Source organism: Parathalassolituus penaei (genome assembly GCF_026626885.1).
In the GTDB taxonomy this organism is placed as follows: domain Bacteria; phylum Pseudomonadota; class Gammaproteobacteria; order Pseudomonadales; family Oceanobacteraceae; genus Oceanobacter; species Oceanobacter penaei.
In genome coordinates this window covers 293800-307592 of the sequence record NZ_JAPNOA010000059.1, presented here as the reverse complement: position 1 = coordinate 307592, position 13793 = coordinate 293800, and the positions used below count along the sequence as shown (strand labels likewise).

Below are 13793 nucleotides of genomic sequence, written 5' to 3'. Positions count from 1 at the left end.
TTAAATGATAGTTCTGTTGCCTGGGGGTAGGTTTATGCGCAATTGCGCTGTCTTTTGAGCAACGCCGTCTCACTGAAGGCCTGCACTTTGGTCTGTTCAGTCGGGTCGCCAGCTCGTTACACTCAGTCGCAGACTGATGAGATGAGAGCCGCTGAAGCGGCCGCGCCGTGGCAAGAGGAACACATAGTGAACGAGGTTAAACGTACACCGCTGCACCGTCGTAATATCGACGTGCAGGGGTATCTGCGAGATGACGGTTTGTGGGAAGTGGAAGGTGTACTGCGTGACACCAAATCCTACGAAATGGACCTGATCGACAAGGGCCGAATTCCGGTAGGGGATGCCCTGCATCACATGACCCTGACCCTGACGGTGAATGAGCAGCTGCAGATTGTGGATGCCCGTGCCGGTATGCACGCCACGCCGTATCAGGACTGTCCGGCGGCCAGCCAGCAGTATGCGGCGCTGATCGGTTTACAGATCCGTTCCGGCTGGATGGACGATGCCAAAAAGGCGATTGGCCGTGCCACCGGTTGTACTCACCTGACTGAAATGCTGCCGGTGCTGGCCACCGCCGCCATTCAGACCATTCGTGGTTATCACCTGAATTTCACCCCCGGCTTCAGCAATGGCGACCGCGAGAAGGTGATGCTGAATACCTGTTACGGCTTCCGTGTGGGTGGTCGCGCCCAGAATCTGTTGTGGCCGGAGAAACCGACAGGCGACTGATATTCCAGCGTTAACCCGCCTGCTTCGCGGGCGGGTTATCCCTTTGGCGGCAACCGATTCCGCACTTCTCCCAATTGCTCCTGTGGGCCGCTTTGGCCTAAGGTGTCGCTTTCTGTTAACGGAGTGCCACCATGTCGGACGATACCATTTTTGGCAAGATCGCCCGCGGTGAAGCGCCTGCGAAGATTGTTTACGAAGACGATCTCTGTCTGGCCTTCCGCGATCTGTATCCTGCTGCCCCCACCCATATTCTGGTGATTCCACGCAAGCCGATTCCGCGTTTGTGTGACGCCACTGCCGAAGACCAGCTGCTGCTGGGTCATCTGATGCTGGTGGCCAATCAGGTCGCCGAACAGGAAGGTCTGGGCGACAAGTTCCGTCTGGTGGTGAACAACGGTGCCGAGGCCGGTCAGTCGGTTTTCCATCTGCACCTGCATGTAATTGGTGGCCGTTCCCTGAGCTGGCCCCCGGGCTGAGGTATTGTCATGCGTTTTGAAAAAATCATGGCGCGTCTGCACGACGGTCGCCATCTGCGAGTGGATAACTGGCAAATCAATGCCGGTGAATACTGGGCCATTATCGGCACCAACGGAAGCGGCAAAACCGCGCTGTCGGCGCTGCCGGGCGGGCGTCTGCGTCTGGCTCACGGCACGGTAACGGACGTTCCGGCCGACGTGGCTTACGTATCGCTGGAAGCCCAGGCGGAACAGATCGAGATCGAGCGCAAGAACGACGAAAGTGACCTCACCGATATGGCCGACAAGGGCACGCTGGTGCGTGAACTGCTGGCGCCGATCGAAGACGTGGCGGCGCTGATCGATGGTCTGGGTATTCGCAAGTTGCTGGATTCCGGCTTCCGCGATCTGTCCACGGGTGAAAGCCGCAAGGTGTTGTGGGTTAACCGTCTGCGTCAGCAACATGGTCTGCTGGTGCTGGACGAGCCGTATGAAGGTCTGGATGTCAGCAGTCGTGCCTTTGTACGTAACCTGCTCAACGAATTACACGCCACTGCCCAGCCGCTGTTGTGGGTCGCCAACCGTCTGGATGAACTGCCAGACTGGATTTCCCACGTAGCCTTTGTCCACGACGCCACGCTGGTAGCGCAAGGTCCTCGTGCCGAGGTGCTGGGTCTGCCGGAAGTGCAGGCACTGATTCACTTCGACCGTGAACTGCCAGCCCTGCCACCACCACCGCGCCCACCTCTGGTGCTGGCTGACGGTGAACCGCTGGTGTGCCTGACCAATGGCCGTATCGTGTACGACGAACGCGAGCTGTTTGCTGGTCTCGACTGGGCTATCAAGCCGGGTCAGCACTGGGCGATTCAGGGCCCGAACGGCTGTGGCAAAACCAGCCTGCTGCAGATGATCACCGGTGATAACCCGCAGTGTTACACCAACAACCTGCGTCTGTTTGGTATCCAGCGCGGTACAGGTGAAACCATCTGGGACATCAAGAAACACATCGGCATTGTGTCGGCGTCGTTGCAATGGCAGTACCGCGCTACCACCAACGTGCTGAGTGCGGTGATTTCCGGTCTGCACGACAGCATTGGTCTGTACAAGGCCTCCGGCGATGATGAAAAACAGCTGGCACTGCAATGGCTGGAAATTCTCGGTTTGCGGGCCAAGGCCAACAAGACCCTGCAGCATCTGTCTTACGGTGAACAGCGTCTGGTGCTGATTGGCCGGGCGCTGATCAAACAGCCGCCGCTGCTGATTCTGGATGAGCCGTGCCAGGGGCTGGATGACCTCAGTCGGCAGATGGTGTTGGCCTTTATCAATCGTCTGGCCGAGCAGAACAGCATGACCTTGCTGTATGTGACTCACCATGAGAGTGAGATTCCGGCGGCGTTTCATCATCGTTTGCAGTTTGAGCCGCAGGAAGATGGCGGCAGTCTGGTGGCGCAGCGCTTGGTGTGATTTGGCTCGCCCAGTAGGCGTCTGATATCTGGGGTCTGGGGTCTGGGGTCTGGGGTCTGGGGTCTGGGGTCTGGCGTCTGGCGTCTTGCGTCTGGCGTCTTGCGTCTGGCGTCTGGCGCTTTGCGGCAACGCGGCTTGTTAATTGGCCAGGCCGCTTGCCCTCTTGGGGGACCTTGTCCCCCGGCCGGGCGGGCCTCCCCCTGCTTTTGCCCGACTGGGCTCGTTTTTCCGGTTTTCACCGACAACGGCTTTTCGACCCCGGCCCGATGGCACGTCCTTGTGCCAACGGGCCTTGCGGGGCATCCATGCCCCGGCCGGGTCGGCCGTTGCGGTGAATTCCGGCTCGCCCAGATGGGCAATTAACGGTAGCCAGCTGCGCTGGGTGAGATCGGTGTTGATCGATACTGTTCGTCCGACGTCCGACGTCCGACGTCCGACGTCCGACGTCCGACTTCTGACTTCTGACTTCTGACTTCTGACTTCTGACTTCTGACTTCTGACTTCTGACTTCTGACTTCTGACTTCTGACTTCTGACTTCTGACTTCTGACTTCTGCTCGGCTTGTTAATTGGTCAGGCGGCTTGCCCTCTTGGGGGACCTTGTCCCCCGGCCGGGCGGGCCTCCCCCTGCTTTTGCCCGGCTGGGCTCGTGTCTCCGGGTTTCACCGACAACGGCTTTTCGACCCCGGCCCGATGGTACATCCCTGTACCAACGGGCCTTGCGGGGCATCCATGCCCCGGCCGGGTCGGCCGTTGCGGTGAATCCCGGCTCGCCCAGATGGGCATTGGGCAGCCAGCTGCGCTGGGTTAAACCGGTGTGTTGGTAGATGCTGTTCGCCGACATCCGACATCCGACATCCGACATCCGACATCCGACATCCGACATCCGACATCCGACATCCGACTTCTGACGGCTACTCGGCTACTCGGCTTGTTAATTGGCCAGGCCGCTTGCCCTCTTGGGGGACCTTGTCCCCCGGCCGGGTCGGCCGTTGTGGTGAATCCCGGCTCGCCCAGATGGGCAATTAACGGTGGCTTGCTGCGCTGGGTGAAAGCGGTGTTCATAGGTGCTCGGTTGTAGGGTGGGCATTTATGCCCACAAAATCGCATCCGACGCCCGATCCGAACGCGGCCCGACCCGACGCCCTGCCCAAAAAACAAAACCCGGTTGCTTGCGCGAACCGGGTTTTGGTTTGCCCATTCAAGCCGGGCGCTGAGTTCAATGGCGGTGTTATTCCGCTTTGCCAGCTTCCACCGGGTTGCTGATGCTGTTGATCTCGATGGTTTCGTCCGGGGTGTTGTCGACTTTCGGAGTGGCGGTGGCGTTTTCGGCTTTTTTCATGTCGGCTTCCAGAGCCGCGGCGGCGGCGCGTTCCGGGTCGGCGGCAATCTGCTTTTGCAGCTGGTTCCGCATTTCCCGGGCTTTCTGGGTCAGGGCCAGGGTCTGGTCCTGCAGGGCCATATAACGCAGGTTTTCGGCGCCAAGGGCGTCGCCAATCTGCTTCAGGAAGTCTTCAAAACGCAGGGCGGCCTGTTCGGCGTCGTCCGGATCGAGGTTGACGATTTTTTCCGATTCGCGGCCAATGTACAGGGCATGCTGGGCGGCACGCAGGGCTTCGTGGCCGATGCGGGCACACTCATCACGCTTGATGTATTGGGCGCTGATGGTGTCGAAGGTCTTTTTGGCCAGGTTGGATGCGGCCTTGAAGGTTTCCGGTGCAAAGTCATCCACACCTTCGTCTTCGGCTTTTTCCAGGGTTTTCTTGGCCGGACGCCAGTGCAGTTCGAGCATGGTGTCGCGTTCAAGGGTGGTCATATCGCTCAGGATATCGCTGATTTCAGCGTTGATATCCTTTTCCTTGCCAGCTTCGAGCAAGCTCGCCAGTTCACGAATGCGGTTGTCCTGCTTGGCGAATTCCTTCGCCAGTACCTTGTCGGCGCGGATATCCAGCAATACCTGACGCTGGGTCAGCAGGCTGGCCAGACGATCACTGATCTTGTCCTTGAAGCCCATGGCGTTGTTGAGCAGGGTGGTCACCAGTGCGGAGGCGGTAATGGTGGCCTGATCGTGGCCTGCCACATCTTCCTTGCGGGCGGTGCGAATGGCGTCGTTGATCTGTTGCCAGTGTAACGGCGTGAAAAATTCCAGATCTTCGGCCTGGGCGCGGGAATAGGCTTCTTCCGCGTCATCCAGGGCGTTACGGGCGTCACCAATAAAAGATTCGGCCTTCAGTGCGGCCTTGTTGCCAAGTTCATCCTCGTTGGCAATACGCTGCTGGGCACAGCCTGACAGCAGTACCAGCGGAAGAACCGGAATCAACCAGAATGCAGAGCGGGTCATGGAGCTACCTGCAGGGGGAAACGGTAGATTGGCATCCGGGTTGGCAGCCGCTCCAGCAGCTGCCAGTGGCCCGGACGGATGGATCAGGTCAGTCGAGCAGCTTGCGATCACGCACGGCACCCTTGTCGGCGCTGGTTGCGAACTTGGCGTAGGCTTTCAGAGCGGTGCTCACTTTACGTGGGCGTTCTTCCGCTGGTTTCCAGCCTTTCTTGTCTTGCTCGTGACGACGGTGAGACAGCTCTTCAGCGCTCAGCAGTACGTCGATGGTGCGGTTCGGGATGTCGATCTTGATCGGGTCGCCATCTTTCAGCAGACCAATTGCACCACCGGCAGCGGCTTCAGGAGACGCGTGGCCAATGGACAGACCGGAAGTACCACCGGAGAAACGACCGTCGGTCAGCAGGGCACAAACCTTGCCCAGACCTTTGGATTTCAGGTAGGAAGTCGGGTACAGCATTTCCTGCATGCCCGGGCCACCTTTCGGACCTTCGTAACGAATGATCACCACGTCACCGGCCTGAACTTCATCAGCCAGAATGCCTTTTACAGCGCTGTCCTGGGATTCGAAGATCTTGGCTTTGCCGTTGAACACCAGAATGGACTCATCCACACCAGCGGTTTTCACCACACAGCCGTCTTCGGCGATGTTGCCGTACAGAACCGCCAGACCACCTTCCTTGGAGAAAGCGTTTTCGAGGTTACGGATACAGCCGTTGGCACGGTCGCCGTCGAGGGTTGGCCAGCGGGTAGACTGACTGAAAGCGGTCTGGGTCGGGATACCGGCAGGGCCAGCCTTGAAGAACTCCAGCACTTCCGCAGATGGGTTACGCATGATGTCCCACTGATCCAGCGCGTCTTTCATGGTTGGCGCGTGAACGGTTGGCAGGTCGCTGTGCAGCAGGCCGGCACGGTCCAGTTCGCCGAGGATACCCATGATGCCACCGGCACGGTGGACGTCTTCGATGTGGTATTTCGGAGTGTTCGGCGCCACTTTGCACAGCTGTGGAACCACGCGGGACATACGGTCGATGTCTTTCAGGTCGAATTCGACTTCAGCTTCCTGGGCAGCCGCCAGCAGGTGCAGGATGGTGTTGGTGGAACCACCCATGGCGATGTCGAGGGTAATGGCGTTTTCGAACGCCTTGAAGCTGGCGATGGAACGCGGCAGTACCGATTCGTCATTCTGTTCGTAATAACGTTTGGTGTTTTCCACGATCAGACGAGCTGCTTTCAGGAACAGCTGTTCGCGGTCAGAGTGAGTCGCGACCACAGTGCCGTTGCCTGGCAGGGACAGACCAATGGCTTCGGTCAGGCAGTTCATGGAGTTGGCGGTGAACATACCGGAGCAGGAACCGCAGGTAGGGCAGGCGCTACGCTCGTATTCCGCTACTTTTTCGTCAGAAGCGGAGTCGTCAGCGGCGATCACCATGGCGTCAACCAGGTCGAGCTTGTGCTCGGACAGCTTGGTTTTGCCGGCTTCCATCGGGCCACCGGATACAAACACAACCGGAATGTTCAGGCGCAGGGAAGCCATCAGCATCCCTGGGGTGATCTTGTCACAGTTGGAGATACAAACCATGGCGTCAGCGCAGTGAGCGTTAACCATGTACTCCACGGAGTCGGCGATGATTTCACGGGATGGCAGGCTGTACAGCATACCGTCGTGACCCATGGCGATACCGTCGTCAACGGCGATGGTGTTGAATTCTTTGGCCACACCACCGGCGGCTTCAATTTCACGGGCAACCAGCTGGCCCAGGTCTTTCAGGTGTACGTGGCCTGGCACGAACTGGGTGAATGAGTTCACCACCGCAATAATCGGCTTCTGGAAGTCATCATCCTTCATGCCGGTGGCGCGCCACAGGGAACGGGCGCCCGCCATGTTACGGCCGGCGGTGGAAGTTTTGGAACGGTACTCTGGCATGACGTCTTTACCTTGTGCTGCGTTCATGGACATGCAGGCCGCCGGTCCGAGGGGACGGATGACTGCGGCACCTGAAAAAAAAGAGGCAGTAGTTTAGCAAAAGCCGTCGACAGCAACAGCGGCCAATGCGTCGTATTGGCCAAATAAAGCATGAGTAAAACACTGTTATTCATCGGAAACCGCCGTATTTATGGCGATCGCGGTATGGCTGAGTGGCCCAAAATTGGCTGATTCAGGCCGTTAGCGGATGCTGCTTATCTGCTCATACAGGATTGTCAGTAACGACAGTTATCCAGAGTTTCTGTGGATAAAATTCTGGATAACTTTTGAGTAACCACAGCAACCGGGCTTGATGATTGAATAATTTACGGATTGATCAATAAATATACAATACAAAAAGTCGGAAAATATCCAGAAGGAAAAATAAAATCCTTTAAATTCAGTTGTTTAATGTGGTTTTTCAGAGAAATGAAAGCAAGCTGGCATTTTTTGTCCAGATTTTTACTTGCTGAATCGGAAATTGTTGTCTAGACATCCGCAAAATCTTTTTGTGGATAACTTTGGTGGTAAGTCTGCCTGCCGCTGTGTGTAACCCTTGCGTTATATGTGCAGCGACCCCTGCAGCAGGCATCCACGGCGGCCTCGCCGGTTTTTGCCGGGGTTTTGTACAGTCCTGACACCAGCCTTCACTCGGTGGCTGTGATTTGCGATAATCCCGCTCCTTTTTTGTACGCCTTTCCTTTCCAATTCCTGACGACAGATTCCGACTATGAAACCGCAAATCGCCGAGCTGTTAGCTGCTGCTGTTGCTCAACTCAAGCAAGACAACGTACTGCCCGCCGAATTCGAGGCCAATATTCAGGTCGAGAACACTCGCGACAAGTCTCACGGCGACCTCGCCACCAACCTCGCCATGACTCTGGCCAAGGTAGCTGGCAAGAACCCGCGCCAGCTGGCGCAAATGATCATCGACGCCCTGCCGGCGTCTGAACTGGTCGAGAAAGTCGAAATTGCCGGCCCAGGCTTTATCAACTTCTTCCTGAGCCAGGCTTCTACCAACAGCCTGCTGAAAGCCATTCTGGAAGCGGGTGAAACCTACGGTCGCAACAACTCCGGCGCTGGTAAAAAAGTGCAGGTGGAGTTTGTGTCGGCCAACCCGACTGGCCCATTGCACATTGGTCACGGTCGTGGCGCCGCGGTGGGTGACTGCATCTGCCGTCTGCTGGAAGCCAACGGCTGGGATGTTACCCGCGAGTTCTACTACAACGATGCTGGCCAGCAGATCAACAACCTGGCGCTGTCCGTGCAGGCGCGTTGCAAGGGTCTGACCCCGGATCACGAAAGCTGGCCTGCCGATGGTTACCGTGGTGACTACATCATCGACCTCGCCAACAGCTATATGAACGGCGATACCGTGGTGTCTGAAGACCAGTCCTACACCGGTGCCAAGGACGCTGACGACCTCGAAGCCATCCGTCATTTTGCGGTGGCTTATCTGCGTCGTGAGCAAGACCTCGACCTCAAGGCGTTTGGTGTTAACTTCGACGTCTACTTCCTCGAGTCTTCCCTGTATACCGAAGGCAAGGTCGAAGACGTGGTTCAGCGTTTGATCAACAGCGGTTACACCTACGAAGACGGCGGCGCGCTGTGGCTGAAAACCACTGAGTTCGGCGACGACAAGGACCGCGTAATGCGCAAGTCCGAAGGCGGTTACACCTACTTCGTACCGGACGTGGCTTACCACCTGAACAAATGGCAGCGCGGTTTCGAGCGTGTGGTAAACGAGCAGGGCGCTGACCACCACAGCACCATCACCCGTGTACGTGCCGGTCTGCAGGCGCTGAACGTGGGTATTCCACAAGGCTGGCCAGACTACGTGCTGCACCAGATGGTGACCGTAATGCGCGGCGGCGAAGAGGTGAAAATCTCCAAGCGTGCCGGTAGTTACGTAACTCTGCGCGACCTGATCGACGAAGTGGGCCGTGACGCTACCCGTTATTTCCTGGCGGCGCGCAAGGCCGATGGTCAGCTGACCTTTGATATCGACCTGGCCCGTGAACAGTCTTCCGACAACCCGGTTTACTACATCCAGTACGCCCATGCCCGTGTTTGCTCGATCTTCCGCAAGCTGGAAGAATCTGGCCTGAGCTGGACTCTGGAGTCTGGTCTGGCGGTACTCGACAAACTGGAACTGGAATCCGAAAAAGACCTGATCGTACGTCTGGGTCGTTTCCCTGAGGTGGTGAAGTCTGCCGGTAGCTCCAACGAGCCGCACATGGTTGCCAACTACCTGAAGGATCTGGCGGCCGAGTTCCACACCTACTACAACTCCGAAAAAACCCTGGTTGAAGATGCCGATGTGCGCAATGCCCGTCTGACTCTGGCCGAAGCGGTTCGTCAGGTAATCTATAATGGATTACACCTGCTGGGCGTCAGCGCTCCAACAGAAATGTAATCAGAGTGCTGACGCACATCGCAAAATGAGAACGACAACCTCACGGTTGTCGTAATGGGCTGGCAGCATGTCGGCCCATTACTCTGGACTGGTTTCATCGGGATGAACAGCAATGGCCAAGGCAAGTAGCAGTAGTCGACTGCCGGGATGGATCTGGTTTGCCACTCCGGCGCTTATGATCGCCTTTATCGGGTTTCTGATGTACCTGCGTACGGTTCCGGCAGGTTCCGATCTGGATTCCGTGCGCCGCGATACCGGTCGAATCCTGCAGGAAGGGATTGATCGCGCCAAAAACGAAGTATCGGATGGTGCCGTCAAACCGGCCTACGATTTCTACCGCCTGCTGGAAGAGCAAAAGGTCGAATCACCGTATGCCGACAGCAAATACAAGTCGACTCCCAAGGTTGTTCCGATTGATCCAAACGATCCGATCGAGCTGGCTGCCCGTAATCAGGCAATTGCGGCAGGGCGTGTAGCAGCAACACCAGCGACCGCTCCAGCAGCTACTCCGGCGAGTGCGCCGACCACCAAACCAACGCCGATCCAGCAACCGATTGCCCAGCCCGCACAGTCGGCTCAGCAACTGGCTTCGATCAGCCGTGCTGCGGCACCGGTTGCTCCTGCGGCAGCTCCCAAAGCGCCGGCTGCTGCTCCTGCGGCACCTGCACCGGCGGCCTCCGGTGAGAGTTTCCTGGTACAAGTCAGCTCATTCCGCACCAGTGCCGACGCTGAAAATCAGCGCGCCAACCTGTTGCTGATTGGCCTCAGCGCCTGGACATCCAGCTCCGTGGTAAACGGTGCCACCTGGTATCGTGTGTATGTTGGCCCCTTCAGTGATCGCAACAGCGCCGCGCGTGCGCAGTCGACGCTTGCCAGCCATGGCATTAACGCCATTGTGGTGAAAAAGTAAGCGTTTTTTCTTGCATCGGACAGTTGCGAACCTGGTCGCATAACTGGGCTTGCTGTTGTCCAGGTGATACGGGAAGCTGTCCGGGAACTGTCATCCTGTCAGGGAGATACGTATGACCCCGGTTCAGCCAACCCGCATCGACTACCTCTATCAATCCCCCGAAGGCCCACTCACCGGCAGTTACCTGCTGTGGGAACCAGAAGGCCCGGCGCGCAAGCTGGTGTTATGTGTGCATGGCCTGACTCGCAACGCCCATGACTTTGATTATCTGGCCCGTGCGCTGGTAGCGGATGGTTATCGGGTGGTTTCAGCCGATGTGGTCGGACGCGGCGACAGCCAGTGGCTGGAGCACCCCGAGCATTACGGTTATCCACTGTATATCGGCCAGATGCAGCAACTGCTGCAACAGCTGTTGCTGAAATACCAGGTCACAACCCTCGACTGGGTTGGCACTTCCATGGGGGGGCTGATTGGTATGATGATCGCTGCCCATCCGGCATCGCCTATTGAGCATCTGGTGATGAACGACGTTGGCTGGTTTATTCCCAAGGAAGCCCTGCAGCGGCTGGCCAGTTACGTCGGTAAAGATAGCGGTTTTGCTGATGAAGCCGCCGTTGAGCGGTATTTGCGTGTGGTCGCCGCGCCATTCGGACCGTTAACCGACGAGCAGTGGCAGCATCTGGCTCATCACAGCGCCGAACCTGATCCGGTTCACCCTGGCACCTTGCGCCTGCGCTACGACCCGACCATCGCCAACGCCTTTGCCAACGTACCGATTCTGACGGATGTGGATCTGTCGCCCGTGTGGACGGCGGTGACCACGCGGGTATTGCTGATTCGCGGGGGCGTGTCTGATTTGCTGTTACCAGAAACCGCGCGCCAGATGGCGGCCCAGTCCAATGTTCAGCTGGCCGAGTTCCCCGGCATTGGCCATGCCCCGGCGCTGATGGCACGCGACCAGATACTGGCGATCAAAGGCTTCCTGACTTCCTGACGTCTGCTGGGGGCAAGCTATTTGTCCATAAAGCGACGGTTGTCGCTAATATGGTGGCGTCAGAACAACATTTCAGGTGCGCTTACCGTGGTGCCGTTGCCGGTTTCCAGGCGCACAGTGGCGGATTCTTTTGGTACATCTTCCTCGCGGAAGAACTCATTGATGGCATCCGGTTGGCCTGGAGCTGCCAGCAAGCCAGTGGTTGGGTCTATCATCGCTGTGACAATGCCTTCCGGCATTACAGGTTCCTGTTCTGGAACCCCCTTGAGGGCTTCTTTCATATAGGCCATCCAGATTGGCAGGGCCGTAGTGCCACCAAATGCGGCTTTGCCCAATGTTGATGGTGTATCAAACCCCACCCAGACGGTGGTTACCAGATTGCGGTTGAAGCCTGAGAACCAGGCGTCTTTCTGGTCGTTAGTCGTCCCGGTTTTTCCCGCCAGATCAGTACGGCCAAGTTCTTTGGCTTTGACTGCTGTGCCTCGTTTAACTACATCTTGCAGCATGTCCACTATCAGAAAGTTGGTGCGTGCATCCATTACCCGAGGCGCCACTTTGCTGCCTTCCGGAGCCGTGCAGCCATCACATAGAATAACGGGGCTATGTTGTACCAGTTCGCTGCCGTTTGAGTCTTCGATTCGATCAATCAGCCATGGCTCTACGGCGAAACCACCATTAGCCAGAGTGCCGTATGCACCTGCCAGCTGTAGCGGTGTTACTGCAGAGGTGCCCAGTGCGAGTGACAGTTCTGCTTGCAGATTGGCGTTTTGGAATCCAAATGGACGGATATATTCGATCGCCTTGCGTGGAGTGATCTGACTCAGTATGCGAATGGATACCAGGTTCTGTGAGCGGTACAGCGCCTGACGCAGGCGCGTCGGACCATTAAATTTGCCGTTATAGTTTTCTGGTCTCCAGCTGCCATCTTCGAGGCTGGCGTCTTCATAAACCACCGGCGCGTCATTGATGATGGTTGCAGGCGTGAAACCATTGGCAAGTGCGGCACTGTAAACAAAAGGCTTGAAGGCTGATCCTGGCTGGCGTTGTGCCTGGGTGACGCGGTTGAACTGATTGTCGGCTTGGGTAAAGCCACCGACCAGAGCCTGAATGCCACCAGTTTGCGGGTCTACCGATACCAAGGCACTCTCGACAGCCGGTTTCTGTGCCAGTAGCAGGTGCTCACCACGACGTTCGAACATGATCTTCTGGCCGCGGCTCAACAGGTCTGAGGTATGTGCCGGACGTTTGCCCATGGCGTTGATATTCAGGAAGGGGGCTGCCCAGGACAGACCTTCGTACGGTAGAAACAGGAACTGCTCGCCAGTGTAGATCCAGGCTCCTTTGTCGGTCACCCGGCTGACAATTGCCGTTGCGATGACACCGTCTGGCTCGGTGGCCGCAATGGCGTCATGCCATTGTGGAAGGGTCGCGTCCCAGTCCAGCGGTGCTTCATCTTTGCCCGGTTGCAGCCACTCTTCGCGGGAAACCTGAGTACCCTTGATCATCGGAGCAAAGGCTGGCTTCTGACGATAACCGTGAGCACGGTCGTAATCGAGCAGGCCACGCTGCAGAGCGAGGTTGGCTGAAAGCTGACGGGTTGAATCAATGCTGGTGAAAACCCGGAAGCCCTGTGTATAGGCTTTGTCTTCGCCATAGGTGGCAACAATGTACTGACGGACCATTTCGGCCACGTACGGTGCTGATACTTCCGTGTTGGCGCCGTGGTAACGTGCGGTCACCGGTTCTGCACTTGCTTGTCGATACTCGGCTTCGGTGATTTTTTTCAGCTCCAGCATCCGTGACAGAACATAATTACGACGTTCCAGGGCTCGTTGTGGGCTATTCACCGGGTTTGCTGCGGATGGTGCTTGGGGCAGGCCCGCAATCATGGCAGTTTGGGCCAGATTAAGTTCCTGAATACTTTTACCGTAATAAACCTGTGCAGCCGCTTCGATACCATATGCACGTTTGCCAAGGTAAATTTTATTGACATATAACTCGAGGATCTCCTCTTTTGTGAGGGCCTGCTCAATTTTTAATGCCAGTAATATTTCGGTAAATTTCCGACCAAAGCTTTTTTCACTCGACAGATAGTAGTTTTTTGCTACCTGCATGGTGATGGTGCTGCCGCCAGATTTTTTCCGGCCAGTGCGAATCAGTTCCAGCGAGGCGCGTAAAAGTCCTTTAACATCAATGCCGTAGTGCTCGAAAAAAGCATCGTCTTCAGAAGCCAGTAAAGCGTCAATAAAACGCGGTGGAATCTGGCTATAGGTCAGTGGGGTGCGGCGTTTCTCGCCAAACTCGCTGATCAGCTTGCCATCAGCGGTGTAGACGCGCAGTGGCGTCTGAAGATCGACCTCGCGCAATGCCTGCGCGTCAGGTAAGGTCGGAGCCAGATAAAGATAGGCTCCCATGAGCAGGATGGCAGTGCCTGAGCAGACGGAAAGAAAAAGCCATACAGCTAATTTGACAGGGGTTTTCACGCTCATCATGGCGGTATGTGATCCGGTTCGGCGGGCGGG

The 13793-nt window shown here is 57.0% G+C and carries 9 protein-coding genes; 6 read left to right on the top strand and 3 right to left on the bottom strand.

All coding sequences use genetic code 11. From position 1 onward, the window contains the following. Positions 1-186 precede the first annotated feature (186 nt). From OUO13_RS19500 to OUO13_RS19490, 3 genes are all read left to right on the top strand, one after another. The gene (locus OUO13_RS19500; protein ID WP_283175580.1) at positions 187-729 is read left to right on the top strand and encodes a DUF2889 domain-containing protein; all 543 of its coding nucleotides are present in this window, start codon (positions 187-189) and stop codon (positions 727-729) included. Positions 730-860: 131 nt separating this feature from the next. Next, positions 861-1205: a histidine triad nucleotide-binding protein gene (locus OUO13_RS19495; RefSeq protein ID WP_283175579.1), complete on the top strand. Its 345-nt coding sequence runs from the start codon at positions 861-863 to the stop codon at positions 1203-1205. Between the two features lie 9 nt (positions 1206-1214). Next, positions 1215-2648: an ATP-binding cassette domain-containing protein gene (locus tag OUO13_RS19490; protein ID WP_283175578.1), complete on the top strand. Its 1434-nt coding sequence runs from the start codon at positions 1215-1217 to the stop codon at positions 2646-2648. Between the two features lie 1230 nt (positions 2649-3878). Here OUO13_RS19490 and OUO13_RS19485 read toward each other — a convergent pair. Together OUO13_RS19485 and ilvD are read right to left on the bottom strand one after the other, a co-directional pair. Next, on the bottom strand, positions 3879-5099 hold the full coding sequence (locus OUO13_RS19485) for a hypothetical protein (RefSeq protein ID WP_283175577.1): 1221 nt from the start codon (positions 5097-5099) through the stop codon (positions 3879-3881). Continuing rightward, positions 5077-6912 (bottom strand): dihydroxy-acid dehydratase, encoded by a 1836-nt coding sequence (gene ilvD, locus OUO13_RS19480; protein ID WP_283175683.1) that lies wholly within the window; start codon positions 6910-6912, stop codon positions 5077-5079. Before ilvD ends, OUO13_RS19485 begins: the two co-directional genes overlap by 23 nt. A 769-nt stretch (positions 6913-7681) precedes the next feature. Here ilvD and argS point away from each other — a divergent pair. The 3 genes from argS to OUO13_RS19465 all read left to right on the top strand — a co-directional run bounded on the left by argS (position 7682) and on the right by OUO13_RS19465 (position 11271). Then, positions 7682-9367: an arginine--tRNA ligase gene (argS, locus tag OUO13_RS19475; protein ID WP_283175576.1), complete on the top strand. Its 1686-nt coding sequence runs from the start codon at positions 7682-7684 to the stop codon at positions 9365-9367. Between the two features lie 112 nt (positions 9368-9479). Further along, entirely contained in the window at positions 9480-10277 is a 798-nt protein-coding gene (locus OUO13_RS19470) for an SPOR domain-containing protein (protein ID WP_283175575.1), read from the top strand. 112 nt (positions 10278-10389) lie between these two features. Next, a complete protein-coding gene (locus OUO13_RS19465; RefSeq protein WP_283175574.1) occupies positions 10390-11271 on the top strand; it encodes an alpha/beta fold hydrolase in 882 nt (293 codons plus the stop codon). 59 nt (positions 11272-11330) lie between these two features. Here the strand turns inward: OUO13_RS19465 and OUO13_RS19460 are convergent, their stop codons facing one another. Further along, entirely contained in the window at positions 11331-13685 is a 2355-nt protein-coding gene (locus OUO13_RS19460; protein ID WP_283175573.1) for a penicillin-binding protein 1A, read from the bottom strand. Between the last annotated feature and the right edge of the window lie 108 nt (positions 13686-13793).